Consider the following 25,974-nt stretch of genomic DNA (forward strand, 5'->3'; position numbering starts at 1 on the left):
CATAGTGAAGCCAGCCCAAAGTTTAGGATGCCTCATCGGAAACACCAAAGACTACGCCAGGGTCCGAAAAATCGGCTCTATTCCCGCGCAATGCATGGATTTCCATGAGTTGCGGTTGTGTTGCGGCAAGATTACGGTTTCAATATGAGCGCGCCGGCCCCGAAATGGAAAACACCTGCTGTAGGAAACACTGACGATCCCCAGGCTTTACCTGTCCGGCCGGAGCGGTTGATGGAGAGGGTCTGGTTGCACCGCCCGCCATTCCCGCGTCTGGGGCTTTTCTTCCTCGCCTATGTGCTCGCCTGCGGCTTCGCCCAATCTCTGGCGATCGTGCCTGGAACCGGCATTTCCATCTGGCCGGCGAGCGGGCTTTTCATCGCGACGCTTATTCTCAGTTCCGGATATAGCTGGCCCTGGTGGGTGCTGGGCGGCTGCCTGGCGGAGATGTTCAGCAATGGCCTGTGGTTTCACAGTCCACCGCTTGCCGCCTTCCTGATCTATCTCGGCAACGCTCTGGAAGCGGTGGCGGGCGCCTGGCTCGTGAACCGCGCTCTGCAGCGGCCGGTGCGGCTGGAAAGCCTGCAGGAAGTGCTCGCTTTCGTCGCGCTCGGCGCCGGGATTGCTCCGATCGTCAGCGCCACCATTGGAAGCGCAACGCTGGAGTGGTTTAGCATCCTCTCGCAATCCTTCGCGACGGCATGGCCTCTCTGGTGGATCGGCGATGCGACCGGCGTTCTCATCGTGGCGCCGCTGGCGCTCGTCGTGCTACACAGCTGGCGGGGCAGACTGCAGCTGTCGACCACGCAATGGATGGAGGCTTGCGTTCTCGGCCTCATCTTTCTCGCCATCGCCGCGCTTTCCCTGAGCGGCTACCTTCCGTTCGCCTATATCATCATGCCGCCTCTTCTGTGGGCGGCGGTCCGCTTCGAGTTCAAGGGCGCGGCAATATCGCTCGTGCTGCTGGCACTGATTACGGCGGTCTTCACGATAACCGGCGCCGGTCAATTCGCGGGCGATCCGGAGTCCCAGAAGCACAAGCAGATCATGCTGCAGCTTTTTCTGGCCATCTCGGCGCTTTCGGCGCTCATCGTCGCGGCCATATCCCGCCAGCATCAACTGGCGTCGCTTTCGTTGCGACAAAGCGTTGACGCATTGCGCGAACGGGAGAGCGAGCTATCGCAACTGGTGGACATGGTTCCGAGCCACGTCTGGCGTCTGACGCCCGCGGGCGAGCCGACCTTCTTCAACAAGCGCATGGTTGATTTCCTCGGCCTTGACGTGGCCGATGCCGACAAGCCGGATATGAGCCGGCTGGAAGCAGTCCTTCAAGCCATCATTCATCCCGATGACACCGCGGCGTTGAGAGAGTCGCTCAGCCATTGCCTCGTCACGGGCGAGAATTTCGCCATGCGGTATCGGCTGCGCCGCGCCGACGGCGTCTATCGCTGGATGTCGAGTCGCGCCGAGCCGATGCGCGATCAGGCGGGAAGCATCGTTCAGTGGTACGGGCTTTGTCACGATATCGACGATCAAGTCCATGCCGAAGAGACGCTGCGCCGGAGCGAACAGCAGTTGCAGCAGATGATCGACGCCGTTCCTGTCCGCATCTGGAGCGTGGAGCCGGCGGGCGGATCAATCTACTTCAACAAACGCTATCAGGATCACTTCCGCGCCGTCATCGCCGATTTCGACGCCGACGGCGAACCCCGCATCGACGAGTTGCTGCAGCAACTGATCCATCCCGATGAGGCGCCCGACGTTCAGCGCACGCTGCGCAAATGCTTCGAAAGCGGCAGCGGCACCGCCATGCGGTTTCGCTGGCTTGAAAAGGACGGCGTCTATCGCTGGGCGGAATGCAGGGTGGAGCCGCGGCGGGACGACGACGGCAAGGTCGTGCAATGGTACGGCGTTTCCCTCGATGTCGACGAAGAAGTGCGTGCGCTCGAGGCACTACGTGACCGCGAGCGCGAACTGTCACAGCTCGTCGACATGGTTCCGGTTCACATTGCCCGCATGGCGCCGAATGGCGAGCCAACCTTCTTCAGCAGGCGCACCCTGCAATCCATCGGGATGGATGATGTCGCAGCCTGGGACAAACCCGATCTCAGCCGTTTGGCGGTGCTCATCGGAGCAACCGTGCATCCCGACGATGGACCTCGCATGCGCGAGGTGCTCGGTCGTGCGCTCGCGACCGGCGAGCCCTATACGATAAAGTATCGCCGGCGCCACGCCGACGGTGCGTATCGGTGGATGGAGGGGCGCGCAGAGCCGTTGCGGGATCAAAATGGAACGATCGTGCAATGGTATGCCGCTGCGGTCGATATCGATGACGAGGTGCGAGCGCAACAGGCACTGCGCGAGCGGGAACGGGAGCTGTCGCAGCTCGTCGACATCGTCCCGAGCCTTCTCTGGCGCTTGAATGCGGATGGCGAGCCAACTTTCTTCAATAAGCGGCTGATCAATTTTCTCGGCCCGGACATTGCAAACCCAGAAAAGCCCGGCATGAACCGGCTGTCCGCCATAATAGAAGCCGCCATCCATCCCGACGATGCGGAGAGCCTTTCCGAGGCGCTGAAGCATTCCTTCGCCACCGGCGAGCGTTTCTCGAAGCAATATCGCCTGCGGCGCGCTGACGGCGTCTATCGCTGGGTCAGAGGCAGCGCCGAGCCGCTCAGGGACGAGAGCGGGCAGATCATTCAGTGGTATGGCCTGACGCATGACATCGACGATCAATTGCGCATCGAGCAAGAGTTGCGCGAGAGAGAGCGTTCGCTTTGGCAGATCGTTGAAACGCTGCCGGCAATGATCGATTGCGCGGCGCCGGATGGGGAGCCGGTCTATCGCAATCCTCAGCTGCGCGACTTCCTCGGATACAGGCTCGAAGCGCTTGATGGAACGGGAAAAAGCCGGCTGGACGGCACGCTCGATGCCGGCGTTCATCCCGACGACGTGGCAGGGGTCAAGGAGAACTACGCCCATTCATTGCGCACCGGTGAGCCCTATGCGCGCAGGCATCGCCTGCGGCGGTTCGATGGCGAATATCGCTGGGTCGAGACGCGCGCTGCGCCGATGCGCAATGCCGAAGGCGCCATCGTCCAATGGAATGTCATCTGCCTCGATATCGACGGCGAGGTTCGGGCGGAGGAAGATCTGCGTCAGGCGCGAGAGGGTCTCGCGCGAGCGAGCCAGGTCGCGAGCCTTGCCGAGCTTTCGGCCTCCATCGCCCACGAGGTGAACCAGCCGCTCGCTGCCGTCGTCGCAAACTCACACGCCTGCCAACGCTGGCTCATGGCCGAACCGCCGAACATGGAGCGTGCCCAAAGGACAATCGAGCGCATCATTCGGGACGCCAACTCGGCCGCGGATGTCGTCAGCCGCATCCGCGCCCTGTTCAAACAATCCGCAGACAGGAGGGTTCATACGACGATGCCAGACATCGTCAACGAAGGGCGCAACCTCATGGCTGACGAGATGGCGCGCCGTCACGCCCGCATGGTTTTGCAGATCGACGGCAACCTCCCGCCGATCTCCGTCGATCGCACCCAGATCCAACAGGTTCTGATCAATCTCATCCGTAATGGCATGGAGGCAATGGAGGCCATTGCCGGCGACAGGGTGATCGAGGTGCGCGTGCGTCACATCGGCAATGCCGTACAGACGGAAGTCAGCGATCATGGCCAGGGGATTGAGTTTCCCGAAAAAATGTTCGAGCCGTTCTTCACGACCAAGGAAGACGGCATGGGCATGGGCCTGGCGATCTGCCGCTCGATTGTCGAACTGCATGGTGGACGGTTGTGGGCGGAGCAGAACAATCCGCGCGGAGCAACGTTGATCTTCACATTGCCCATTGTAACACAGGTGGCGTCATGACGGCGGACGACCATATTGTCTTCATCGTCGATGACGATGAGCGCATTCGCGAGGCGCTCGGCGAGCTGCTGGACTCGCATGGCATACGCGCCATCGCCTTCGAGTCGGCCTGCAACTATGTGAAAGCGGACAAGCCGGATGTTCCCGCCTGCCTCATCCTCGATATCGAACTTCCCGATATCAACGGCCTCGACCTGCAGAGGCAGATAGCCGACGGCGATCATCCGCCGATCGTTTTCATCACCGGACATGGCGATATCCCCTCCTCCGTGCGCGCCATTAAGCGCGGCGCAGTGGATTTCCTGACGAAGCCGTTCAGCGACGAGCACCTGATGACGGCAATCCAGGCGGCGCTCGCCCAGGATCGGGAAAAGAGGACCGAGCGCGCCGAACTCGGCATGCTGAGGCAACACTATCTCGACCTGACACCGCGTGAACGCGAGGTGTTGCCGCTCGTCGTCAGCGGCCTTCTCAACAAGCAGGCGGCGGCAGAACTGGGGATCAGCGAAGTCACGCTGCAGATCCACAGAAGAAACGTGATGCAGAAGATGGCGGCGGCATCGCTCGCCGACCTCGTGCGCATCGCGGAGAAACTGGAAATACCGATAACCCACTCGCGCCGGGTGGGAGGGAATTGAACATGAACAAGACAAGACATGTCGTGGCAATTGTCGATGACGATCCAAGACTCCTTGAATCGATGAGCGACCTTCTGGAATCGGCGGGCTATGTCGCCCGCGGCTTCTCGTCGGCAGGCTCGCTGCTCGTCAACGGGCTGTCGGACCTCGATCTGCTCATCACCGATATCGGAATGCCCGGCATCGACGGCTTCGAACTCCGCGATCTCGTCAGGAAGTCACGCCCGGAGCTGCCGGTTTTCCTGATTACGGGCCGCCACGAGATCGCAGATCAGGGCCGCGCTCAAGGCGCCGGCGGATTCTTCCGCAAGCCATTCGATGCCCAGGCCCTGATCGCGGCCATCGCCAATGCCTTACACAAATCGAGAAATGGAGGGTGACATGAGGGTTGACCAGCCGTTTGTTCGTAGATCGGCGCCTTTGTCAGCGCAGCGTGAACGTGAAGAGGATCAGCCGCTCGTCATGATCGTGGACGACGACGCATCCATTCGCGAGGCGCTGTCGGAGCTGATCTTGTCGGCCGGTTTTCAGCCGGTCAGCTTTGCTTCGACGCGCGAACTGCTCGACGCGGATATATTGAACAGACCCGGCTGCCTGATCCTCGATGTGCGCATGCCGGGGGCAAGCGGTCTCCATCTGCAGAGCCATCTGGCCGAGAACGGCATTGCCAAGCCGATCATCTTCCTGACCGGCCATGGAGATATCCCGATGACCGTCCAGGCGATGAAAGCCGGCGCCGTGGATTTCCTCACCAAGCCGGCGCGGGACCAGACGCTACTTGATGCCGTAACCGCCGCCATTTCAATGGACGGCGAACGACGAGCGGAAGCGGCGATCGCCAATCGCAATATCGAACGGCTGGAGACGCTGACGCAGCGCGAACGGGAGGTTCTGCACGAAGTGGCACGCGGGCGCCTAAACAAGCAGATCGCCTTCGACCTTGGCATCAGCGAAGTGACGGTCAAGCTGCATCGCAGCAACGTCATGCACAAGATGGAGGCCGCCTCTATCGGCGAGCTGATCCGGGCCTGGGAAACATTGCCAGTGCAGATGCGTCAGGCGGGGGCGCGTTAGCTTTTAATCAAGGCGCCAAGAACGCCGGCTGTCCATTTGATGCACGCCGTATCCGATTCACGCCAAAAAAGACGATTCGGCGCCATCAATGGGTTTCGGCCCCGCACGCTTGCGTTATCTCTAAATTAAAGTTCGGGGATATGACACCGTACCGCTTCGGTTCCCCATAGGAGATCTCGCCTTGAACAATCAATCGTCCGTCGCGCCTTCCCCTAAAACCAATGCCTTCGACACCGAAGCAATCTTCCTGTCGGCCATCGGGAATTCCAAACGGCTTCACATTCTGCATCTGTTGAGCGAAGGAGAAATGTCCGTAACCGTACTGGCTGACGAAGTGGGATTGAGCCAATCTTCGACGTCTCAGCATCTGGCAATTCTTCGAGACCAGGAACTCGTGCAAACACGAAGGGCTGCGCAGACGATCTACTATTCACTTCAATCTGACGGGGTCAGGGCAATGCTCGATACGCTCGCGGACATCTTCGGATCGCATCGCCGTACGGCGGCAGAACGTGCCCGAGCCGTCCGCACCTGACGCCAATGGCGGAACGCTGATCTTGCCGCTCATGATTGGTCTCCAATTCTGCTGACATGCCCTTCGACCGCATCGATCGCTGATGTACGTTTGATATACGCCTCCTAGACCACGGTGTGATTACGCCTCCATTGCGAATGGAGATAATGAACCACATCGGGAACGGAACGAACGGCCTGGCGCATGGAGGCGATCATGGACGTATATGAGGCAGTCACAAGCCGACGGTCGGTGCGCGGATTTAAAGACCAGCCTGTGGCGATGGAAATACTTGAGCGGGTGCTGGCTGCCGCGGCATGGTCCCCGTCAGGATCGAACATCCAGCCGTGGAATACCTACGTGATGACCGGCGCGCCGCTGGCCGAACTCAAGACATCAGCCGTCGAGCGCGTGACGCATGGCGACGCATGGGACAAGCGGCAGTATGAGATGTACCCCTCCGTGCTGAAGCCCCCCTACGGCGAGCGCCGCTCCGCCTTCGGCAAGGAACGCTACAGCGCGCTCGGCATTGCGCGCGAGGACTGGGAGGCACGCCAGCGGGCAGCAATCGCCAACTGGAACTGCTTCGGCGCGCCAGTCGCTCTGTTTTGCTACATCGACCGCGATCTTGGCCTACCTCAATGGGCCGACGTCGGCATGTATCTGCAGACCGTCATGTTGCTGCTTCGCGCCGAAGGACTGCACAGTTGCCCGCAGATGGCATGGTCGCAGGTTCGCGGGACGGTCGCCGAGGTACTGTCGCCGCCCGATGGGCTGATCCTCTTCTGCGGCATGTCGATCGGCTACGAAGACCCTGCGGTAAGTTACGCCCGTACGGGCCGCGCCCCACTGGCCGAGACGGTCACGTTTATCGGCGAATAGTTGCTTGAACCCAAAGGACAGAGACCTCGTCGAGAATTCCGCGTATGATATGTCCTTTATCATGCGGGATACTGGAGAACGCCATGACCACGCATAAAGTAGGCTATCTTATCGGCAGCCTCGCCAAGGGTTCGATCAACCGCAAGCTCGCCAAGGCGTTGGTGCGCGTCGCCCCGCCGGAACTTGAAATGTCAGAGATATCCTTCAAGGACCTGCCACTCTACAGTTACGATTACGACGCCGATTACCCTCCGGCCGGCAGGGCATTCAAGGCGGCGATCGCGGCCGTCGACGCCGTGCTGTTCGTCACTCCCGAATACAATCGATCCATCCCCGGCGGGCTGAAAAACGCAATCGACTGGGCGAGCCGCCCCTACGGCACCAACTCGTTCACACGCAAGCCGTCTGCGGTGATCGGCACCTCGCCGGGCGCGATCGGCACAGCCGTCGCCCAGCAGAATCTGCGCAGCGTGCTTAGTTTTTGCAACTCTCCGCAGATGAATGCTCCGGAAGCCTACATTCAATTCACCCCGGGGCTGATCACCGATGACGGCGAGGTCACGAACGAGAGCACCGCCGATTTCCTGCGCACGTTCATGCGGGACTTCCATGCCTTCGTCGCAAGGGTTCGCTCAGTGCTGCCGAAAGACGCCTAGACAAGCGGAGAGTGAACGAGCGGAGTTGACGTCAATCGAGCCGGCACCGACAGCCTGAGACAGGCCATCGGCAAACCCTTTCCGCACGCGTGGGTAGCATTGGTGTATTGACCCTTCGGCAAGGGAGGTAGCCTTGTTCACGTCGAGCAAAGCGCTGCGGACTTTAGCCGGAATTGTTCTACAGCCGATTGGCGCGCAACAAGGTGGCTCGCGACAGATAGCCCGCAAGCGTTCCATCGGCTGACCTGACATGGAGGCCCGGCATCTCGCCGGAGAGGATGAGCGCCAAGGCATCGTGAACCGTGGCGTCAGCGGCGATCTCGGCATCGCCGTTGGACGGTTCCGGCGCTGTCATGATCGTCGATACGGCAATCAAGCTCAGCCTCTTTATGGCTCGGTCAGGGCCGAGGAAGTTCTCGACGAAGTCGTTGACGGGATGCGCAAGAATTTCCTGCGGGCTATCATATTGGAGAAGGCGGCCATCCCGCATGATCGCGATGCGATCGCCCATCTTGATGGCCTCGTCGAGGTCATGCGTGACGATGACGACGGTCTTCTTTACCTTCCTCAGAATATCGCGGAATTCGTCCTGAAGCCTAACACGGGTGATCGGATCGATCGCGCCGAACGGTTCGTCCATCAGCATGATTGCGGGGTCTGCTGCGAGCGCACGCGCGAAACCGACGCGCTGACGCTGCCCGCCCGACAATTCGTGCGGCAGGCGCTGCCGCATGACGGTCGGATCAAGGCCGACGAGATCCAGGAGCTCGTCGACGCGGCGATCGCTGCGCGCCCTGTCCCAACCGAGAAGCCGCGGGACGGTCGCGACATTGCGTGCGATCGACATATGCGGAAACAGACCGACCTGCTGGATGACATAGCCGATGCTGCGGCGGAGCTCCTTCTGATCGACCCGGGCTATATCTCTTCCGTCAACCAGCACGCGTCCCGCCGTCGGCGTTTCCAACTGATTGATCATCCGCATGGTCGTGGTCTTGCCGCAGCCAGAAGGACCAATCAGGGCAACCGTCGTGCCGGTCTCGATCAGCAGATCGAGATTGTCGACCGCATGCGGGCCGCTTCCGTCGTATTTCTTGGTAACATGATCGAGATGAATCATCCTGATATCCGCTTTCGGCCGCTCAGCGCCGTTGAGTGAAGAGGCGCTCCAGGGTGCCGAAGGCCAATTCCGCAAAGATTGCGAGCAGGGCTATTGGCACCGCTCCGACGAGAAGGCGCGGCATGTTCATGATCGCAATGCCGGCATTGATGAAATCGCCAAGCCCGCCGCCGCCGATAAAAGAGGCTAGCGCCGCCCCACCGATGACCTGGATGGCGCTCGTCCTGACGCCCGACAGAATCGCGGGAACGGCCAGGGGAAGTTCGATCTCCCACAGCATCTGCCCCGCGCTCATGCCCATTCCATCCGCCGCATCGATCACCGAGGCGTCGATCTCGCGGATGCCGATGATCGTGTTCAACAATAGCGGCGGCACGGCCAGGACGATGAGGGCGATCACGGACGGCAGCAATCCGATGCCGAGAAAGGGCATCGTCGCCGACAGGATCGCAAGGCTGGGGATGGAGCGCAAGGCGCCGGCAATATTGACCACCGCAAAGGCGGCGCGCGGTGCCCGTGCGACGACAAATCCGAGCGGCACCGCGATGACAAAGGCGGTGCCGAGCGATAGGACGCACATCAGAAGATGGCGATTGAAAGCAGTGAGGAAGATACCGGAATTGTTGAAGATCCAGCTGAATGCATCGATAACGATCATGCTACCTTCCCTCCGCTGCGCCGGCGCAGCAGCTTTTCGAGCGAGGCAAAACAGTAGTCGGCAAAGAGCGCCAGAAACGACGTCAGCAACCCGCCTGCGATTATCTTTTCAGGAAAGCGCTGGTCGATGCCTTCGAAAATTATGACGCCGAGCCCGCCGGCATTGATATAGGCGGCAACAGTCGCAATGCCGATGACCGTCACCATGGCGATGCGAAGCCCGCCGACGATATAGGGCACTGCCAGCGGCAGTTCGACTTCCCAGATCCGCCGCGCCGTGCCGTAGCCCATGCCATCGGCGGCCTCCAATATGTCACGCGGAATAGCCTGAAATCCCATGCCGATATTGCGGATCAGGATCATCAGCGAATAGGCGGCAAGACCGGTTATGGCGGGTGCCGCGCCGATGCCCATGATGGGAATGAGAAGCGCAAACAGCGCCAGGCTCGGCACCGCAAACAGGATACCAGTGAAGATGACGATCACGGCAAAGCTCCGCGGCCGCCTTGCCGCCCATATCCCGACGATCAGCGAGATCACCAGGGCAATGCCAACCGAGGAAAAAACGAGATAGAGGTGCTCCAACAGTGCTTCGAATAGCCGGTCGAGATGTTTAGGGACCCATTTCATCGTCGAGACCTCCGCATCGGGGCGCTCTTTCGCCTGTCTACCATGAGATCCCCAATCTGCGATCGGCGTCGTCTGCTCTCTGCGGCAGAATATCGTAGGCCGAGGGAACGACCGTTGAGAACCGCTTGAGGCCGAGCTGCACCAGAACCGCCGCTCCCTCAGCCGTTCCCTGCAATGTCACGAGGCTTTGCTGCAACGCTGCGGCGACGCCCGACGGCAATGTCTGCGAGGCAACCAGCAGCGGCGCCGGAAGCGGTTCGGTCGTCGCCAGAATACGCAGACCATCGATCGCATCGGGTTCGTGCATCCGCAACAATTGGAAGGCGTAAGCGTCGATCGCACCCGCATCGATCCTGCCGTCCTTGAGGGCGGCGACGATGCCCGACGGGTTGAGCAGCGGTCCGACCGTCATGCTCTGCTTCATTTTCCCGGCAAACCGGTCGGCAAGGAAAGAACGCGCTGCGTGATAGCCCGATTGGGAATCGCGCACAGTCCAGCCCCAGCGTGCCGCTGCGAGATCCTCCACAGCGTTTACCGGCCCGGTGGAGGCGACGAGAATGTGGCTGGCGTAGAGCGGCTGGTCCAAAGACCATGCCTCGCTCGAGACGGGTGCGGCAAGCACCGTCGGTCGCGCAGCCTCGGGCATGTGCGAAAACGGATAGCCGCACATGAAGACCGCTCCCATGTCCGGCCTCGCCCACAGCTCCGACAACGGTGCCGGTGCTGCGTGAGCGATGATCTCGAGTTCGATGCCGGACTGCAGACTGACCTGCGCAAACAGCGCATCCCACAGGCCGCGAATGCACGGACTGAGATTATACATTCTCGAACAGGCGATCGGCTTGGACAACACCATGGCAATTATGCGAACCGCAGCCGTTGGCCGATGTTCATCTCTCTTGCCTTGTCGACCATGGCGGCGCCGAGCGCCACATCGGTGGTGCTGAGGCCGCGGTGCCAGAACAGGATCGTCTCCTCATCGCTCTCGCGGCCGGGCTTCCTGCCGCAAATGATCTGGCCGATTTCGGCGTGCAGGTTCTCGGCCGTCACCTTGCCCTCGTCGACGTGACGGCGAAGCGCCCCGAAAGGCTTGCCGGGGCCGCATTGTCCCCAATCGTCGACGACGACCTTGTCCATGATGTCCGTGAGATCGAATTCGAGTGCGCTCATCGTGCCATAGGGCACAACGAATGCTCCCTTCTTGACCCATTCGGTCTTGAACAGCGGCGCCGGTTCCGGCAGGCGGCTGGCCTCGACCATGATGTCGGCGTCCTTGAGGCAATCCTCCCAATTGTCGGTAACGACGATCTTCTTGCCGAGATCGGCCTCAAGACGCTTGGCGAAGGCATTGCGGCTTTCCGGGCGGCGCGAATGCACGCGGATTTCCTCGAAGTCGAAGAGATGGTCGAGAAGTCGGACATTCCAGTAAGAGGTTCCGCGCGCACCGATATGACCGAGCACCCTGCTGTCCTTGCGAGCGAGATATTTCGCGCCAAGAGCGGTGACGGCGCCGGTGCGCATGTCGGTGATGGCAGTCGCGTCGATGATGGCCTTCGGCACACCCGTATTCGGGTCGAACAGGTTGAGGACCGCAAGCTCCGAAGGCAGGTCCACCTTGTAGTTGTCGACGAAGTCGCCGACGACTTTGACGCCGGCATAATTCAGCGCTTTGACATAGCCGCGAAGCACATTGAAATGGCCTTTGTCGGAGCTCTCCGGCACAAGATGAACCCGCGGCTCGATGACGGTTTCACCCCTGCCCTGCGCATCCAGCGCCTTCGACACCGCATCGAGAATCTCGTCATTGGTCAGCCCCAGCGCCTTGGCATCGAGGGCGTTGAGATAATCGATCCAGATTTCCTGCATTTCCCGCTTCTCCACATTCCTGCCCGCTGCCGACCGGACGGATTTTCGAACAACCCCTTGAAAGGATCGCCGCCCCAGACCGCGGCCGGATGGATATCCGGCCACGGGGGCATGACAATCATTTCGGCAGCAGGCCGTTTTCCTTCAAGAAGTCGACCGCCACGTCCTTGGCTTCCTCGTGATCGGTCTCGACCTTGGCATTGAGGACCCGCATTTTCTCATTGTCGAGATGGGAGCCAACCGCTTCCAGCAGTTCGGCAACCTTCGGGTTGGCCTTGAGCACGTCCTGGCGAACAACGGGCGCCACGTAGTAGGGCGGAAACAGACCTTTGTCGTCTGCCAGCGGCACGAGGTTCTTCGAGCCGATCTGCCAGTCGGTCGCTGCACCGTTGGCAACGTCGATGTCCTTTTGTTCCAGCGCGTCGTAACGAAGACCAAGCTTGGCGAACTGCTTGAACTCCTTGAACTCGGCGTCGTAGACGCGCTTCAGACCGGGCAGGCCGTCGGCGCGATCGGGAAATTCAGCACCGCCGCCGAAGACCAGTGTCTTGGAGACCTTGGCGAGATCCGACAGGCTCTTCAGATTGTTGGCCTGCGCCGTTTCCTGCCGGACGACGATGACATAGCCGTTGTTGATGCCGCTCGGCTTCAGCCATGTGAGGTTGAATTGCTTGGCGTAGAAGTCCTTGACCTGGGTGTAGACCTTGTCGGCATCGGTCGACATCTCGCCCTTGACGACAGACGCGAGCGCCGTCCCGGTATATTCCGGATAGAGATCGATCTCGCCGGCCACCAATGCCTGATGCGCAATCAGCGTGCCGCCGAGATTGATCTTGCGCTCGACCGTGAAGCCGGCGTTTTCCAGAACGGCTGAATACATTTCAGCGAGGATGAACTGCTCGGTGAAATTCTTGCTGCCGACCTTGATAGTCTCTGCGGATGCAGACTGGAACATGACGGCTGCGATGATGCCGGCTGCAAATATGCCCTTTGTCCAATTTTTCATAATCATTCCCTCTTGTTGACTTTTCAATGAACGAACCGGCGGCATCCCCAGAATAACCGTCGGCATGACCGGTCGGCGCCCTGCCCTTCTTGGTGGGGCAGTGGCGAACCGGGCTTATTGCGGGCCAAGCCCGATCAATGCGGCGATCGTCGCAAAATCCGGCCCCTGCGCGCGGTCCTCTTCAAGCGCCGGGACGTGGCTGCGGACGAATGCATAGGCCCCGGCCGATCCCTTGCCCAATTCGCCTGAGACGCCGCGCAGCTCGAGGGCCTGTGCCGAGGCAATCAGTTCGATGGCGACGAGATAACGCAGGCGCTCGACGATCGCCTGCGTCTTTGCCAAAACGCTCGGGGCCATCGACGCCTGATCTTCGACACCATCGGCGACCGGAAGGGGCGAGAGCGAAACTGGCATGGCGAGATGACGGATTTCGGCTTCCATGGCCGAGACGGTCTTTTGCACTGTCGCAAAACCGGTCCGGCTCTGGCCCATCGGGGTCAGGAAGCGTGGAAGGTCGGACATGCCAGGCGACATGATCTTCATGATCCGATAGGCGGTGCCTGCCGCACAATGCGCCATCGCCTGCCCCAGCCGTTCCCAGGCGAGGACAAAAGCGGTCATGTCGAAATTGCCATGCGCAAGAATGACGCCCTCTGAGGCGATGACGACAGGATTGTCGCTGGAGCTGACGAGATCTATCTCCGTCGCCTGCCTTGCCTCATCGATCGCATGCCTCAACGCACCCCAGACCTGCGGCGTGCAGCGGTAGCTCAATGGATCCTGGAGACGTCTTGCGGCATCGGCGGCGAGCAAGGAGCTTCCCGAAAGCAACTCCATCAGCTGAGCGGCGACGCGGCGCTGCCCGAAGGCCGGTCTCGCAGCCAGAGCGCGGTCGTCGAAGACGCTGACATTGGCCCTGAACGCTTCGAAATTAACGGCAATCGCCTTCAGAGACCAATCGAAAAGCCGCTCGATATCCTCAAGCGCCAAGCAGGCGAGGCCGATGGAGAGGCTGTTGGCCACGACAAGCGCATGCCCGTCCTTCGGCGCCAATTCGAGAGGTTTCAGGCCGGCCCTTTCCAGGGCGATGCCGGCCGGCAGCACTTCGCCGCCAAGCTCGATCTCGCCGAAGCCGAGAAGCGCCCGGCTCATATGGGCAAGCGGAGCCAAATCCGCAGCACCGATCGAGCCCAATGACGGGACGACAGGATGGACACCTGCGTTGATGGCGGCGATCAGACCACGGAACACGTTCAGCGAAATGCCGGAACCGCCCGCCGCCATGCCGACTGCCCTGACGGCCATCATCGCCCGCACGGATTCCTGGGCAAGCGGCTTTCCGACGCCGACCGCGCGGGCTTGCGGCACACGCATCTGAAACGCCACCAGATCTTCCGTTGCAAGTCGTGTATCGACCCCCGCTCCCAGTCCCGTCGTCAGGCCGTAAACCGGCAGATCCCTTTCCGTATAGCGATCGACGACGGCGCGCGCCGCCATAATCCGGGCCTCGACCTCGGCGGAGATTTCGATCCTGGCGTGACGACGGGCAATTGCCGCGATGTCCTCGACCGTCGGTGGCGACGCGCTGAAGGTGATCGATGGAGAATGGGTGGCGCTCACTGCTTCTCTCCGAGAATGGCGACGGGCTTCGAAGGACCCTTGGTGGACCGCGCTTCCAGCCGATATTGCGCGCCGGGATAGTATAACAGCGCGCAGGTCACGACGGCCTCGCCCGACCAGGTCCTTCGAAAGACGCGCAGGCAAGGGTGATCATTCTTCAGGCCAAGATATTTGCGGATCGTCGTGTCCGGTTTGACGGCCTGGACGATATGTTCGAACGCCGTTATCGGCGCCACCTTCGTCAGATATTCGTTCGGCGTCATGCTGCTGAAATCGGTCGAGAGATAGTCTGGCGCGACCAGCGGATTGACGTAGCGCTCCTCGACCTGAATGGGCTGGTCGTTTTCCAGGTGCACGATCAGCGAATGCATCACCTCAGCGCCGAGGGTCAGTTCGAGCGCGTCGGCAACATTGGCATCCGCCTTCATCAAACCGGCCTGGACAACCGCCGCCTTGTGCGTGTGACCCCGCTCCAGTATTTCGTCGGCTATGTTGCGAATTTGAAGCAGATCGACGTCAAGGTGCTTTGGCGACACGAAGGTTCCGATGCCGGCAGATCGCTTGAGGACACCCTCGAACATCAACTCCCGCAGCGCCCGGTTCGCCGTCATGCGGCTGACGCCGAATGCCGCCACCAGTTCGCTTTCGGAAGATACCCGGTCTCCCGGCTGCAGCTTGCCCTCGGCAATCTCGGCCAGGATCTGCTCCTTGATCCTGATATATTGGCGCGCCTCGCTGGCGGCCGGCTTGACCGCTTTCGTCATGACAGCCTCGCCATGCCATTGTCGAGGATGGTCACGCCCCGGGAAGCAACGATCCCCCGGAAGCGAATTTCAGCGTCGTTGCGCCACATCTGCAGGGTGATCGTTTCTCCGGGAAAGATCGCTGCGCTGAACCGCGCCGCGATCGCGCTCAAACCGGTAGCCATCCCTGGATCGATGGCGGCGATGATGGCGTAGCCCGCATAACCGAAGCTGCATAGCCCATGCAGGATCGGCCGATCGAAGCCGCTGCTGCCCGCTGCCCGTGGATCGACATGCAGCGGATTGCGATCGCCGTTCAGGCGATAAAGCAGCGCGGCGTTACCGGGGATGTCGACATTGAATTCGACGTCCGGCTCTCTGTCCGGGACTTTGGACAGAGGTTCAGGCGCCGATCCCGCCGAACCGCAGCCACCGTCGCCGCGGCAGGCGTTCGTCTGCACGATCGTCGCGATCGGCTCGTCACCGTCCACGGTTGCGATCATGCGCTCGAAGCTGACGAACATGGCTTTCTCAACGCCGCGATCGACCACTGACAAGACGCGCGACCGGGAGATCAGCGGCACATCGAGAGGGACCGGCCGGTGGATCGCCAGGCGATGTTCGGAATGCACCAGACGCGCCCAGTCGACACCCGTCTGCTGCATCCAGGGGCCCGGATGCGCCACGATATTGGCAAGCGTCGGTGCAGTGACCAGATCGCGTTCGTAGACGTAGTTCAACGCGTTTTCGTCGAGCGGGTTGGTGCCGTAGCCGACCGACAGGGCGTAGAGGATGGCATCCCTTGCGGTGACCACATGCGTCGCTTGCGGCACCGGGAAATCGAGAATGGATTGGGCCGACAGCGTCACGATGCGGCTCCGCTGGATGCCACGGGTTTGCGAATGCCACCGGACAGGCGGATGCCGCCGTCGACGGAAAGCAATTCGCCAGTGACGAAGTCTGCCCCCTGAACAAGCCAGACAATCGCGCCGGCAACGTCTTCCGGCGTTGCGACCCGGCCGAGCGGCGCGGATTCCGAAAATCGCTTGGCAATGGCGCCATAGGCATCCGGCCCGAGCGTATCGCGCATCCAGCGCGTATCGATGATGCCGGGGCAAACCGCGTTCACCCGGATATCGGGACCGCAGGTGCGCGCTAGCGCCAGGGTCAGCGCATTGAGCGCGCCCTTGGAGGCCGTATAGGCAAGCGAACTGCCGCCGCCGGTAAAGGCAACGTTGGATGAGACATTGACGATCGCACCGCCGCCGCTGTCACGCATCGCAGGCACCGCCGCCCGGCACATCTGGTAGGCCCCGATGACATTGACGCCGAAAACACTCTGAAAATCCTCTGCCGACAATGTCTCGAGATCGAAAGGATCCGATTTGACCGTCGTTGCGGCATTGTTCACCAGGGCGTCGAGCCGCCCCCACCGTTTAACGGCCGTCGCAACCATCCGGCGGCAGGCCGCATCGTCGGCAACATCGGCCTGGACGATCTCGACCTGCGCGCCCAGGCTGCGGCAGATATCGGCCGTTTCATCGGCCTCTTTCTTGCTGCGGCTGTAATTGACCACCACCCGGGCACCGCCGTCGGCGAACTGCTTCACGCATGCGGCCCCGACGCCTGTTGCCGAGCCCGTGACGATGATGACGGCTCCATCGATTTTCATGGGGCAGAGTCCTTCATGGCGTGGGTGGAAAACAGGCGCGCATCCATCTGTTTCAGCTGGTCCGACACCGCGACGCCCTTCGGCAGGCGGTCGAGAACGTGGGCGGCGAGATCGATGCCGGGGGCAAACTCCGCCAGCGTCAGGCATCCGTCGATCACCCGAAAGACCGCCCGCTCGGTGACGACGAGCTGCGTCTGCCCTTCCGGCGCAAAGGCCGGGCTCGAACTGATCTGGTCGACATGGTCGACGATCTTGCAAACTCTGCCGTCCCGGATGATGTCGAGCCTGCCGTCGGCAACCGCAATTTCCGCGCCGCCAGCCGAAAACGCGCCGAGATAGACAACACGCCTCGCCGTCTGCGAGATGTTGGTGAAGCCACCGACCCCAACGATGGAATTGTTGAAGCGGCTGACATTGACCGCACCGTACCTATCCACCTCGGCCATGCCGAGAAAGGCGATATCGAGGCCGCCGCCGTCGTAAAAGTCGAACTGCGAAGCCTGTGGGACGATCGCGGTCGGATTGACGGCAGCGCCGAAGGATAGTTCCTCGGCCGGCACGCCACCGATGACGCCGGATTCGATCGTCACCGTATAATCGTCAAATCCCTCTTCGCTGGCGATACGGCCGATCCCGGCGGCAATGCCAATGCCGAGGTTGATTGTCGGACGGTGGAGCGGCGCCAGCTCCAGAAAGGCGCGGCGCTGAATAATCTTATCGGCCGACAGCGGCGCCGGCTGCAGACGGCTCGCCGCCATCCGGACGCGCCCGGTATAGGCGATATTGTCCGTCTCGGCGAAATTGACGCCGTGCTGGGCCGGATTTTCGCAGATGACAACATAATCGACCAGCGCCGCCGGGATGCGAACATCGCCCGGCGGCAGCGAGCCACGCTCAGCAATCCGCTTGACCTGCACGATGACGATACCGCCGGAATTATGGCCTGCTTGTGCCATGGCAAGCACGTCGAGGGGAAAGGCTTCGTCCTCGAGGGTGATGTTGCCGTCTTCGTCGGCCGTCGTACCGCGCAAAAGCACGCAATCGAGCGGCATCGAGGGATAAAGCAGCCATTCCTTGCCGCGCAACGACACACGCTCGACAAGCGCGCGCGGCGTCGTCGCATTCATGCGGCCGCCGCCATGCAGCGGATCCATGAAAGAACCGAGCCCGATATGGGTGATCACCCCAGGCTGACCGGCGGCAATCGCTCGATAGAGCTGGGCGATAACGCCTTGCGGCCAGCAATGCGCTTCGATCTTTTCCTCGATCGCCAGCCTGCCAAGGCGCGGCGTTCCTCGCCAGCCCCCGGCGATCACGCAGGCGACGAGCCCTTCATAGCCAAAATGCCCCATGCCGCGCGTCTGACGATCGCCCGTGCTGGCAGCAAACAAGAGCGTGAGATTGCGGGGTTTTCCAGAGGCGACGAAACGCTCCTCCACCGCAGCCGTGATGGCCTCGGGGTGGCAGAATCCTCCAAAACCCGAAGCAGCGACCGTCATCCCGTCTTCGAGGAGATCCGCAGCTTGCTGTGAAGAGATGACCCGCATGACGATCTTTGTTTCCAACCGACCTGTATATACAGGCTAACGGCCGATCGTTTGGAAGGCAACCGGAATCTTTGCCGGTATTTTGGGCAGATCGCCTCGATCAGCCGATGTCAAGCAGCCCCATCAAGCAAAACCCAAGAGCCGCCAGAGCCAGCAGTGACAGCGCCGCCGCTGCAAGGACCCGGCCGCCGGCACGGGTGATGGATCTCACATCGACAGAGAGACCTAGCGCGGCCATGGCGGTGACGGTGAAGGCAGCGGAGACAGCCGACATCCCGGCCAGCAGCGGCGCCGGGATTGCGTCAAAGGAGCGAAGCGCCGCCATGGCTGCAAAACCGAGGATGAACCATGGCAGAAGATGGCGGAGATTGACTGCGGAGCCACCGGGACGGCGGCGATGAACTGCGCCGAGCACAAGAATGACGGGTCCGAGCATCATCACGCGGATCAGCTTGACGAGCGTGCCTACCTGGGTGCTGACGGCTCCGGCAGAGGCTGTGGCTGCCAACACCTGCGGCACGGCATAGGCTGTCAGCCCTGCGAAAACACCATATTGTACGGTGCTGAGCCCCAGGACCAGATGCAGAAGCGGCAGCGCCAGCACCGCACCAACGCCGAGCAGCGCGGTAAAGGCTATCGAGGCAGCGATATCCTCCGGTTTCGCGCCGATGACAGGGGCTGCAGCGGCAATCGCTGAATTGCCGCAGATCGAGTTGCCGCAGGCAACCAAGGTCGCTAGGCCGGTTGACAGCCCCAGCAGCCGCCCGAGCAGAAAGCTGCCGGCCAGGGACAGAGCAACCAGGACGGCAATTCCGCCGACAAGCGGCAATCCGGCCTGCCGGATAGCAGCCGTGCTGAGCGAGGCGCCCAGCAACACGACGGCAATCTCGAGCAGCGTCTTGGCGGCGAGGTTAATGCCTGGAGTGAAAGTCTGCGGAAGACGGATCGAGGAGCGCACGGCAATGCCGATCAGAATGGCCAGCACGAGGCTCTCGATCCAGTGCGCGCCGAACATCATCAGCTGCAACCGCTCGACCAGCTGCGCAACGATCGCGACTGCCGCGCAAAAGAAAAGTCCCGGCAGGACAGCAGGAAGCGACGAGGATCGTGAGACGGAAACGAGCATGGGCAAGACCTTGCGGAATGCTTCACTGTCCCATACTCGATTGTCACCTTCCATTGAATAGTTTAAAATAGTTCATTCGGTGAAATCGAACGATTGCGTCATGACCTTCGAACAGCTCTCCATTTTCGTCGCGGTTGCCGAACGCGAGCACCTGACCAACGGCGCCTCGGCGATCGGCCTCACGCCATCAGCCGTCAGTTCGGCCATCCGCAATCTCGAGGCCTCCTATGGGGTCCAGCTTTTTCACCGTGTCGGACGGCGCATAGAGCTGACATATGAAGGGCGGGTGTTTCTGGGGGAGGCAAGAGCCACTCTCGCACGCGCAAGAGCCGCAGCGCTCGTCTTGTCCGATCTCGGCGGCCTGCAAAAGGGTGAGCTCGTTGTTTTTGCCAGTCAGACGATCGCAAGCTATTGGCTGCCAGCGATGCTGATGCGTTTCAAGACCCGCTATCCGAGCATCGACCTGAAGCTGGTGATCGGCAATACGGCCACGGCGGCAAAAGCGGTTCTCGATGGATTGGCGGAAGTCGGTTTCGTCGAAGGCAGCGTTGATGAGCCGGCACTGAATGTTCAGCCGATTGCCAAGGACGAACTCCTTGTCGTTGTCGGTCCGCGCCATCCCTGGGCGCGTGGCAAACCGATTGCCCCGGCGGAGCTGGTTTCGGGCACAAAATGGGTCATGCGGGAAAAGGGGTCCGGAACCCGGTCGGCTTTCGAGGCGGCGATTTCCAATCTTGGCATTGGCTCCGGAGATCTGACTGTCGCGCTTGAGCTGCCATCGAACGAAGCCGTCATATCGGCAGCAAGAGAAGGCCTCTGCGCAACGGTCGTTTCCGGAGCCGTGGCCGCGCCGCTCTTGACGCAAGGTCTGTTGGTAAAGGCGCGTTTTCCCTTGCCGTCCCGCCAGTTTGCAATCCTGCGGCACAAACAAAGACACTCCAGCCGTGCCTCGTTGGCGCTGGAAACGATTTGCCGCGAAGACAGAGCTGCCGAAGTCCAAAATCGCGATGACTGGGTCCTCTAACATGCGAGATGTTGGAGAATGCCATCATCAGGCATAAGGTCGGTCTCGCCTGATAACCAGGGAAAAGGCTGCTGCCATGCGGCAGCAGCCTGTCCCGGTTCTTTCGAGCGGCGTCTCTAAGCGAAGGCGTAAGAGCCATCCGGCCGCTTCGGCACACGCCGCTGCCAGTGGATATAGCCTTCCTCCTCCATTGCCTTCTCGTCCATCTCGACGCCCCAGCCGGGCCGGTCGGGGCGCAGCTCGAGATAGCCGTTCTTCGGCAGATAGGGATCGACCACATAGCGGGTTTCCCCCTGCCGCTTCTCGATATCGAGGCCGCCGTAGACATAGGCTTGGCCCTTTGGCAGCCGGTATTCGAGGATGCGGAAGTTCTGGGCCGCGGCCGAAAAATGCACATTGACCGCCGTCGCCAGCGGTCCCATCGGGTTGTGCGGAGCAACGCCGACGAAATAGGCTTCGGCAAGCGTGGCGATGCGGCGCATTTCGCTGATGCCGCCGACGACGCAGATGTCGGGCTGGATCAGATCGGCGCCCTTGACCTGCAGCAGCCGCAGGAATTCGTTCCTGTTATAAAGCGACTCGCCGGTGGCCAGCACGCAGTTGAGCCCCTGTTTCAGATCGCCCCAGGCATCGATATTCTCCGGACGCAGCGGCTCTTCGTAGAACAGCGGATCATAGGGCGCCAGCGCATTGCCGAGTTGCCTTGCGGCGATCGGTTCGAAAATCTTGGCATGAGCGTCGAAGGCGATCTCATATTCGTCATTCACCGTCTCGCGCAGCGAGCGGAAATAATCGGCCGAGGCTTTCACGACATTCCCCCAACGATGGGAATGCATGTCGATACGCCAAGGGCTGAGTTTGAAGGCCGTGAACCCCCATTCCTCTTTCAGGCGATCGAACTCGTCGCGAGCAGCGGGCGCGTCGGGGGCGGTATAGACCCCGGCATAGACCTTGATGCGGTCGCGCACCTCGCCACCCAGCAGCTTGTATACGGGAACATTCGCGGCCTTGGCCGCCAGATCCCACAGGCAATGGTCGAGCGCCGAAATCGCGGCAAGGCCGAGTGCGCCCGGCGGGAAGCGGCTTTGCTGGATCAGCAGGTTGACGAGATAATCGACGCGTGTCGGGTCCTGGCCGGAGAGAAAGCCATAGAGATAGTCGAGCAGCGGCGGCAGCGCCTTATCAGGACCGTGGTTGTAGCATTCGCCCCAGCCCGTCAACCCGTCGTCCGTGTCGAGTGCGACGATTACGCGGGGACGGTCCTTGTCGCGGGTCATGAACACCCGCATCCGGTCGATCTTCATCAGTCTGTCCTTCTAGCGATTGAAATAGCAGTAGCGCGCCACGCGTGTCTGCACGTAGACCTGCTCGTTATAGGTTTCTGGATTGTAGGAACCCGAGGTCTCCGGCACCGGCACGGAGACATTGCCGCCGCTCGGCTGACCGACATGCATGAGAAAAGTTTTGATGCCGGTGATCTTCATCGCTGCGAGCTCCCGTTCCTCAGACTGTCTGGAGCGACATAGCGGAAGCGCCGCGAATGATCGCGGTCGCGTGGATCGGGGCGCGGAATGGCTGATATGAGCGCTTGCGTGTAGGCGTGCTCGGGCGTGCGGCAGACCTTTTCCGCTTCGCCGATTTCGACGAGCTGGCCCTTGTACATGACGCCGACGCGGTCGCACATGTAGCGGATGACCCCGATGTCATGACTAATGAAGATATAGGCAAGCCCGAGCTGATCCTGCAGACGCATCAGCAGATCGAGCACCTGCGAGCGCACGGAGACGTCGAGCGCCGAGGTCGCCTCGTCGGCGACGATGACGCGGGGGTTGAGCGTAATGGCGCGGGCAATGCCGATACGCTGGCGCTGACCGCCGGAGAAGGCGTGCGGATAGCGTTCGCGCGCCCTCGGATCGAGGCCGACCTGCTCCATCAGATGGCAGACGCGCTCGTCCAGCGCCCGTCCCTTGGCGATACCGTTGACGAGCAGCGGTTCGCCGATGATCTGGGAGACGGTCATGCGCGGATTGAGGGAGCCGAAGGGATCCTGGAACACCATGCGCAATTCGCGGCGCGCGGCGGCAAGCGTCTGGCCTTTTGCCATTGCCAGGTCGATGATGCCGCCATCGGCCCGGCGATAGAGAATCTCGCCGGCTGTCGGATCGATCAGCCGCATGATCGAGCGGCCCATGGTCGTCTTACCGGATCCGCTCTCCCCGACGATGCCGAGGGTTTCGCCCGGCAGCAGCGAAATGGAGACGTCGTCGAGTGCTTTTACCTCGCCGAAATCCATCGAAAGATTACGCAATTCCAGGATCGGCGCCGCCGTCCGATCGAGCGGCGCCCGCGCCAGGCGAATCTCGGCCTTCTGCTCAAGCTTCAGCACGGAGCCGATCAACATGCGGGTATAATCGTCTTTCGGTGCGTGAAAGATCTGCTCGACCGGTGCATATTCCTTGGCAACGCCATTGTGCATCACAAGCACATCGTCGGCGATCTGCGCCACGACGCCCATATCATGGGTAATGAAGAGAACGGCCATGCCGTTGGCCTTCTGCAGCCGGGCGATCAGGTCCAGAATTTCGGCCTGCGTCGTCACGTCGAGGGCCGTGGTCGGCTCGTCGGCGATCAGCAGCTGCGGCTTGCAGGCGAGCGCCATGGCTATCATCGCGCGCTGGCGCATGCCGCCGGAATATTGGAAGGCATATCGATCCAGCGCTTTCTCAGGCGCGGGAATTTCAACCTGTTTGAGCAGCGATATGGCTTCCGCTCGCGCTTCGGCCTTGCTCATCCTGGTGTGAAGGCGAAGCGCCTCGATAATCTGGTTGCCGACAGTATGGATGGGCGACAGCGACGACATCGGCTCCTGGAAGATCATGGCGATATCGCGGCCGCGGATCGCCCGGATCTGGCGTCCGCGCGGATTGAGGCTGGCTAGATTGATCGAGCCGCCCTTCGGGTGATTCAGTGTGATCGAGCCGCCGGCGATGCGACCGGGCGCATCGACGATCTGCAGGATCGAGCGCGCCGTCACCGACTTTCCGGATCCGCTTTCACCGACCACGCAGAGCGTCTTGCCCGGCTCTATTGTAAAGGACAGGTCGTTGACGGCGCGAAAGACGCCGGTGCGCAGCGGGAACTCGACGGTGAGGTTCTTCACTTCGAGCAGCGGCCTGCCGGCAATGGGAACGATGTCGATCATGCCGGCCTCATTTGTTGTAGGGGTCGGCCGCGTCGCGCAGACCGTCGCCGAGGAGATTGAGCGCCATGACGGCGACCACGACGGCGCAGCCCGGCAGGAATAGCCAGGGCGCCGTGGCGATCGAACGAATGTTCTGGGCCTCGCGCAGCAGCACGCCCCAGGAAATGGTCGGCGGCTGCAGCCCGAGCCCTAGGAAGGAAAGAGAGGTTTCGGCCAGAATCATCGCCGGCACTGCGAGGGTGATCGACGCGATAATGTGGCTGGCAAAGCTCGGCAGCATGTGGCGAAAGATGATGCGGCCTTCGCGAACGCCATCCAGTCTGGCGGCAGCGACGAATTCCTCGGTGCGCAACGACAGGAAACGACCACGAACGACGCGGGCAAGCTGGGCCCAGCCGGTCAGCGACAGGATGATCGTGATCATCATATATTGCAGCGTCGCCGGCCAATCCTGCGGCAGGGCTGCAGCCATGGCGAGCCAGATCGGTATCGTCGGCAGAGACAGCACGAAATCGATCACACGCTGCATGAAGAAATCGATGCGGCCACCGTAATATCCGGAGATACCGCCGATCACGATGCCGAGCATCAACGACAGGAAGACCCCGACGAGGCCGATCGACAGCGACACCTGCGAACCCTGCACCGTCCGGCTGAAGACATCGCGGCCAAGCCGGTCGGCACCGAAGAGAAGCAGCGGCGTCGTCTTGTCGGGCGAGGCGATCAGATGGATGTTGGTGTTGAACAGGCCAAATACGGAATAATCATAGCCACGCCCGAAGAACTGGACATCGATCCGCTTCGTCGTGTCTTCCTTGAAGATGGCGGCGAGCGTTTCTGGATCGCGGGTCAGCTTCATCGGATAATAATGCAGGCCGAACGAAAACCCGTTCTCGGTATCGATCAGATGCACTTTCTGCGGCGGGTGAAAGGTCGCGCGCGCATTTTGCAAGTTCGGATCGTTGATGGCGAAGAAGCCGGGAACCAGTGCAACGATGTACATCAGCACGGTAACGACGAGCGCCACCATGGCCAGTTTGTGGCGGCGAAAAGCCCACCAGATCAGCTGCCACTGCGATGCGACGGCGGCGCGGTCCGGCTGAATATTTGTAACGGCGATGTCGGCCATATCGGGCTCCTATTCCAACCGGATGCGGGGATCGACCAGCGCAAGCAGGATGTCGCTGATCAGAGAGCCTATCAGCGTCAGCGCGCAGATCAGCAGAACGAAGGCGCCCGCCAGATACATGTCCTGGGCCATCAGCGCCTGCAGCAGCAAGGGCGCCGCCGTCGGCAGGTTGAGAACGATGGCGACGACAACCGAGCCGGAGATGAGATTGGGCAGCAACCAGGCAATCGTCGAGATGAACGGGTTGAGGGCGATCATCAAAGGATATTTCATCAGCAGTCGGAACTCCGAGAGCCCCTTTGCCCGCGCCGTCGTCACGTAGGGCTTCGGCAGTTCGTCAAGCATATTGGCGCGCATCACGCGGATGAGGCTCGCCGTCGAGGACACGGCAAGAATGATGACGGGAAGCCAGAGATGCGAGAAGAGATCGCCCATCTTTGCAAAACTCCAGGGCGCATTCTCATATTGCGGCGAAAACAGCCCGCCGACATCCTGGCCGAATTCGACCGCCGCGACATACATCAGCACCAGCGCCAGCAGGAAGGACGGAACGGCCAGGCCGAAGAAGGTGAAGGCGGTGAAGAAGTAGTCCCCAATCGAATATTTGCGGACGGCGGAAAAGACGCCGATCGGCAGCGCGATTGCCCAGGTGGCGATCAATGTCGAAAGAGCGAGAACCAGGGTCAGCGCCATACGCTCCCAGATCAGGTCGGACACCGGCTGCTGCCATTCGAAGGAAATGCCGAAGTCGCCGCGCGAGAGGATGCCCCAGATCCACTTGAAATATTGGATGAGCATCGGGTCATCGAGTCCGAAGCGTTCGCGCAATTGTGCCGCGGTGTTCTGATCGACGATTTCGTTGGAAGCCGCCAGCGTCGCAATGTAGGTCGTGACGTAGTCACCCGGCGGCAGCTGGATCAGCACGAATGCGAGGAAGCTGACGGCAAAGAGCGATGGAATCATCCACAACAAACGTTTGGCGATAAAGACCAGCATGG

Annotated in this window: 25 protein-coding genes; 8 read left to right on the plus strand and 17 right to left on the minus strand. The window is 61.2% G+C overall.

Features of this window, described 5'->3' with window-relative positions; genetic code table 11:
• Positions 1–231 precede the first annotated feature (231 nt).
• The 7 genes from AC13QO_RS19820 (at position 232) to AC13QO_RS19850 (ending at position 7,634) form a co-directional block, all read left to right on the plus strand.
• Positions 232–3,870, plus strand: a complete 3,639-nt coding sequence (locus AC13QO_RS19820; protein ID WP_488541595.1) for a PAS domain-containing protein — start codon at positions 232–234, stop codon at positions 3,868–3,870.
• Entirely contained in the window at positions 3,867–4,508 is a 642-nt protein-coding gene (locus tag AC13QO_RS19825) for a response regulator transcription factor (RefSeq protein WP_488541596.1), read from the plus strand. The genes AC13QO_RS19820 and AC13QO_RS19825 overlap by 4 nt, the downstream gene beginning before the upstream one ends.
• A 2-nt stretch (positions 4,509–4,510) precedes the next feature.
• On the plus strand, positions 4,511–4,888 hold the full coding sequence (locus AC13QO_RS19830; RefSeq protein ID WP_085781637.1) for a response regulator: 378 nt from the start codon (positions 4,511–4,513) through the stop codon (positions 4,886–4,888).
• A gap of 1 nt (position 4,889) precedes the next feature.
• Entirely contained in the window at positions 4,890–5,582 is a 693-nt protein-coding gene (locus tag AC13QO_RS19835) for a response regulator transcription factor (RefSeq protein WP_085781638.1), read from the plus strand.
• A gap of 181 nt (positions 5,583–5,763) precedes the next feature.
• Positions 5,764–6,117, plus strand: a complete 354-nt coding sequence (locus AC13QO_RS19840) for an ArsR/SmtB family transcription factor (RefSeq protein WP_085781639.1) — start codon at positions 5,764–5,766, stop codon at positions 6,115–6,117.
• Between the two features lie 195 nt (positions 6,118–6,312).
• Positions 6,313–6,978, plus strand: coding sequence for a nitroreductase (locus tag AC13QO_RS19845; RefSeq protein WP_488541597.1), 666 nt, complete (start codon positions 6,313–6,315; stop codon positions 6,976–6,978).
• A gap of 83 nt (positions 6,979–7,061) precedes the next feature.
• Positions 7,062–7,634: an NADPH-dependent FMN reductase gene (locus tag AC13QO_RS19850; RefSeq protein ID WP_085781640.1), complete on the plus strand. Its 573-nt coding sequence runs from the start codon at positions 7,062–7,064 to the stop codon at positions 7,632–7,634.
• A gap of 178 nt (positions 7,635–7,812) precedes the next feature.
• Here the strand turns inward: AC13QO_RS19850 and AC13QO_RS19855 are convergent, their stop codons facing one another.
• The 12 genes from AC13QO_RS19855 to AC13QO_RS19910 form a co-directional block, all read right to left on the minus strand.
• The gene (locus AC13QO_RS19855) at positions 7,813–8,754 is read right to left on the minus strand and encodes an ABC transporter ATP-binding protein (RefSeq protein WP_488541598.1); all 942 of its coding nucleotides are present in this window, start codon (positions 8,752–8,754) and stop codon (positions 7,813–7,815) included.
• Between the two features lie 22 nt (positions 8,755–8,776).
• Positions 8,777–9,412: an ABC transporter permease gene (locus tag AC13QO_RS19860; RefSeq protein ID WP_488541599.1), complete on the minus strand. Its 636-nt coding sequence runs from the start codon at positions 9,410–9,412 to the stop codon at positions 8,777–8,779.
• Positions 9,409–10,041: an ABC transporter permease gene (locus AC13QO_RS19865; protein WP_085781643.1), complete on the minus strand. Its 633-nt coding sequence runs from the start codon at positions 10,039–10,041 to the stop codon at positions 9,409–9,411. Before AC13QO_RS19865 ends, AC13QO_RS19860 begins: the two co-directional genes overlap by 4 nt.
• A 37-nt stretch (positions 10,042–10,078) precedes the next feature.
• Entirely contained in the window at positions 10,079–10,897 is an 819-nt protein-coding gene (locus AC13QO_RS19870) for a phosphate/phosphite/phosphonate ABC transporter substrate-binding protein (protein WP_488541600.1), read from the minus strand.
• Positions 10,898–10,902: 5 nt separating this feature from the next.
• Complete coding sequence (locus tag AC13QO_RS19875; RefSeq protein ID WP_085781645.1) at positions 10,903–11,907, minus strand: ornithine cyclodeaminase family protein; 1,005 nt, start codon at positions 11,905–11,907, stop codon at positions 10,903–10,905.
• A gap of 118 nt (positions 11,908–12,025) precedes the next feature.
• Positions 12,026–12,913: a glycine betaine ABC transporter substrate-binding protein gene (locus tag AC13QO_RS19880; protein WP_085782052.1), complete on the minus strand. Its 888-nt coding sequence runs from the start codon at positions 12,911–12,913 to the stop codon at positions 12,026–12,028.
• A 114-nt stretch (positions 12,914–13,027) separates the two neighbouring features.
• On the minus strand, positions 13,028–14,533 hold the full coding sequence (locus AC13QO_RS19885; protein ID WP_085781646.1) for an HAL/PAL/TAL family ammonia-lyase: 1,506 nt from the start codon (positions 14,531–14,533) through the stop codon (positions 13,028–13,030).
• Positions 14,530–15,297, minus strand: coding sequence for a histidine utilization transcriptional repressor HutC (hutC, locus tag AC13QO_RS19890; protein WP_085781647.1), 768 nt, complete (start codon positions 15,295–15,297; stop codon positions 14,530–14,532). Before hutC ends, AC13QO_RS19885 begins: the two co-directional genes overlap by 4 nt.
• The gene (locus AC13QO_RS19895) at positions 15,294–16,145 is read right to left on the minus strand and encodes a MaoC/PaaZ C-terminal domain-containing protein (RefSeq protein ID WP_488541601.1); all 852 of its coding nucleotides are present in this window, start codon (positions 16,143–16,145) and stop codon (positions 15,294–15,296) included. Before AC13QO_RS19895 ends, hutC begins: the two co-directional genes overlap by 4 nt.
• Positions 16,142–16,948: an SDR family NAD(P)-dependent oxidoreductase gene (locus AC13QO_RS19900; RefSeq protein ID WP_488541602.1), complete on the minus strand. Its 807-nt coding sequence runs from the start codon at positions 16,946–16,948 to the stop codon at positions 16,142–16,144. The genes AC13QO_RS19895 and AC13QO_RS19900 overlap by 4 nt, the downstream gene beginning before the upstream one ends.
• Positions 16,945–18,495, minus strand: coding sequence for an acyl CoA:acetate/3-ketoacid CoA transferase (locus tag AC13QO_RS19905; protein ID WP_488541603.1), 1,551 nt, complete (start codon positions 18,493–18,495; stop codon positions 16,945–16,947). Before AC13QO_RS19905 ends, AC13QO_RS19900 begins: the two co-directional genes overlap by 4 nt.
• Before the next feature lie 100 nt (positions 18,496–18,595).
• Complete coding sequence (locus tag AC13QO_RS19910) at positions 18,596–19,621, minus strand: YeiH family protein (protein WP_488541604.1); 1,026 nt, start codon at positions 19,619–19,621, stop codon at positions 18,596–18,598.
• A 100-nt stretch (positions 19,622–19,721) separates the two neighbouring features.
• On the opposite strand from AC13QO_RS19910, the gene AC13QO_RS19915 reads away from it, so the two are divergent.
• Entirely contained in the window at positions 19,722–20,645 is a 924-nt protein-coding gene (locus AC13QO_RS19915; RefSeq protein WP_488541605.1) for a LysR family transcriptional regulator, read from the plus strand.
• Between the two features lie 116 nt (positions 20,646–20,761).
• Here AC13QO_RS19915 and AC13QO_RS19920 read toward each other — a convergent pair whose 3' ends face one another.
• From AC13QO_RS19920 to AC13QO_RS19940, 5 genes are read right to left on the minus strand one after another with little or no spacing between them, the layout of a single operon-like run.
• Positions 20,762–21,949 carry a galactarate dehydratase gene (locus AC13QO_RS19920; protein WP_085781652.1) on the minus strand — a complete coding sequence of 396 codons (1,188 nt, stop codon included), beginning with the start codon at positions 21,947–21,949 and terminating at the stop codon, positions 20,762–20,764.
• Positions 21,950–21,961: 12 nt separating this feature from the next.
• Positions 21,962–22,129, minus strand: coding sequence for a hypothetical protein (locus AC13QO_RS19925; RefSeq protein WP_488541606.1), 168 nt, complete (start codon positions 22,127–22,129; stop codon positions 21,962–21,964).
• The gene (locus AC13QO_RS19930; RefSeq protein WP_085781653.1) at positions 22,126–23,847 is read right to left on the minus strand and encodes an ABC transporter ATP-binding protein; all 1,722 of its coding nucleotides are present in this window, start codon (positions 23,845–23,847) and stop codon (positions 22,126–22,128) included. Before AC13QO_RS19930 ends, AC13QO_RS19925 begins: the two co-directional genes overlap by 4 nt.
• Positions 23,848–23,854: 7 nt before the next feature.
• Positions 23,855–24,976, minus strand: a complete 1,122-nt coding sequence (locus tag AC13QO_RS19935) for an ABC transporter permease (protein ID WP_085781654.1) — start codon at positions 24,974–24,976, stop codon at positions 23,855–23,857.
• A gap of 9 nt (positions 24,977–24,985) precedes the next feature.
• The gene (locus AC13QO_RS19940) at positions 24,986–25,972 is read right to left on the minus strand and encodes an ABC transporter permease (RefSeq protein ID WP_488541622.1); all 987 of its coding nucleotides are present in this window, start codon (positions 25,970–25,972) and stop codon (positions 24,986–24,988) included.
• Between the last annotated feature and the right edge of the window lie 2 nt (positions 25,973–25,974).

The sequence above is a fragment of the Rhizobium sp. CNPSo 3670 genome, assembly GCF_057784555.1.

Coding starts and splice junctions, on each gene's coding strand:
- AC13QO_RS19820 (WP_488541595.1), top strand. CDS start 232: ATGGAGAGGGTCTGGTTGCACCGCCCGCCATTCCCGCGTCTGGGGCTT.
- AC13QO_RS19825 (WP_488541596.1), top strand. CDS start 3,867: ATGACGGCGGACGACCATATTGTCTTCATCGTCGATGACGATGAGCGC.
- AC13QO_RS19830 (WP_085781637.1), top strand. CDS start 4,511: ATGAACAAGACAAGACATGTCGTGGCAATTGTCGATGACGATCCAAGA.
- AC13QO_RS19835 (WP_085781638.1), top strand. CDS start 4,890: ATGAGGGTTGACCAGCCGTTTGTTCGTAGATCGGCGCCTTTGTCAGCG.
- AC13QO_RS19845 (WP_488541597.1), top strand. CDS start 6,313: ATGGACGTATATGAGGCAGTCACAAGCCGACGGTCGGTGCGCGGATTT.
- AC13QO_RS19850 (WP_085781640.1), top strand. CDS start 7,062: ATGACCACGCATAAAGTAGGCTATCTTATCGGCAGCCTCGCCAAGGGT.
- AC13QO_RS19855 (WP_488541598.1), bottom strand. CDS start 8,754: ATGATTCATCTCGATCATGTTACCAAGAAATACGACGGAAGCGGCCCG.
- AC13QO_RS19860 (WP_488541599.1), bottom strand. CDS start 9,412: ATGATCGTTATCGATGCATTCAGCTGGATCTTCAACAATTCCGGTATC.
- AC13QO_RS19865 (WP_085781643.1), bottom strand. CDS start 10,041: ATGAAATGGGTCCCTAAACATCTCGACCGGCTATTCGAAGCACTGTTG.
- AC13QO_RS19870 (WP_488541600.1), bottom strand. CDS start 10,897: ATGGTGTTGTCCAAGCCGATCGCCTGTTCGAGAATGTATAATCTCAGT.
- AC13QO_RS19875 (WP_085781645.1), bottom strand. CDS start 11,907: ATGCAGGAAATCTGGATCGATTATCTCAACGCCCTCGATGCCAAGGCG.
- AC13QO_RS19880 (WP_085782052.1), bottom strand. CDS start 12,913: ATGAAAAATTGGACAAAGGGCATATTTGCAGCCGGCATCATCGCAGCC.
- hutC (WP_085781647.1), bottom strand. CDS start 15,297: ATGACGAAAGCGGTCAAGCCGGCCGCCAGCGAGGCGCGCCAATATATC.
- AC13QO_RS19900 (WP_488541602.1), bottom strand. CDS start 16,948: ATGAAAATCGATGGAGCCGTCATCATCGTCACGGGCTCGGCAACAGGC.
- AC13QO_RS19905 (WP_488541603.1), bottom strand. CDS start 18,495: ATGCGGGTCATCTCTTCACAGCAAGCTGCGGATCTCCTCGAAGACGGG.
- AC13QO_RS19910 (WP_488541604.1), bottom strand. CDS start 19,621: ATGCTCGTTTCCGTCTCACGATCCTCGTCGCTTCCTGCTGTCCTGCCG.
- AC13QO_RS19915 (WP_488541605.1), top strand. CDS start 19,722: ATGACCTTCGAACAGCTCTCCATTTTCGTCGCGGTTGCCGAACGCGAG.
- AC13QO_RS19920 (WP_085781652.1), bottom strand. CDS start 21,949: ATGAAGATCGACCGGATGCGGGTGTTCATGACCCGCGACAAGGACCGT.
- AC13QO_RS19925 (WP_488541606.1), bottom strand. CDS start 22,129: ATGAAGATCACCGGCATCAAAACTTTTCTCATGCATGTCGGTCAGCCG.
- AC13QO_RS19930 (WP_085781653.1), bottom strand. CDS start 23,847: ATGATCGACATCGTTCCCATTGCCGGCAGGCCGCTGCTCGAAGTGAAG.
- AC13QO_RS19935 (WP_085781654.1), bottom strand. CDS start 24,976: ATGGCCGACATCGCCGTTACAAATATTCAGCCGGACCGCGCCGCCGTC.
- AC13QO_RS19940 (WP_488541622.1), bottom strand. CDS start 25,972: ATGCTGGTCTTTATCGCCAAACGTTTGTTGTGGATGATTCCATCGCTC.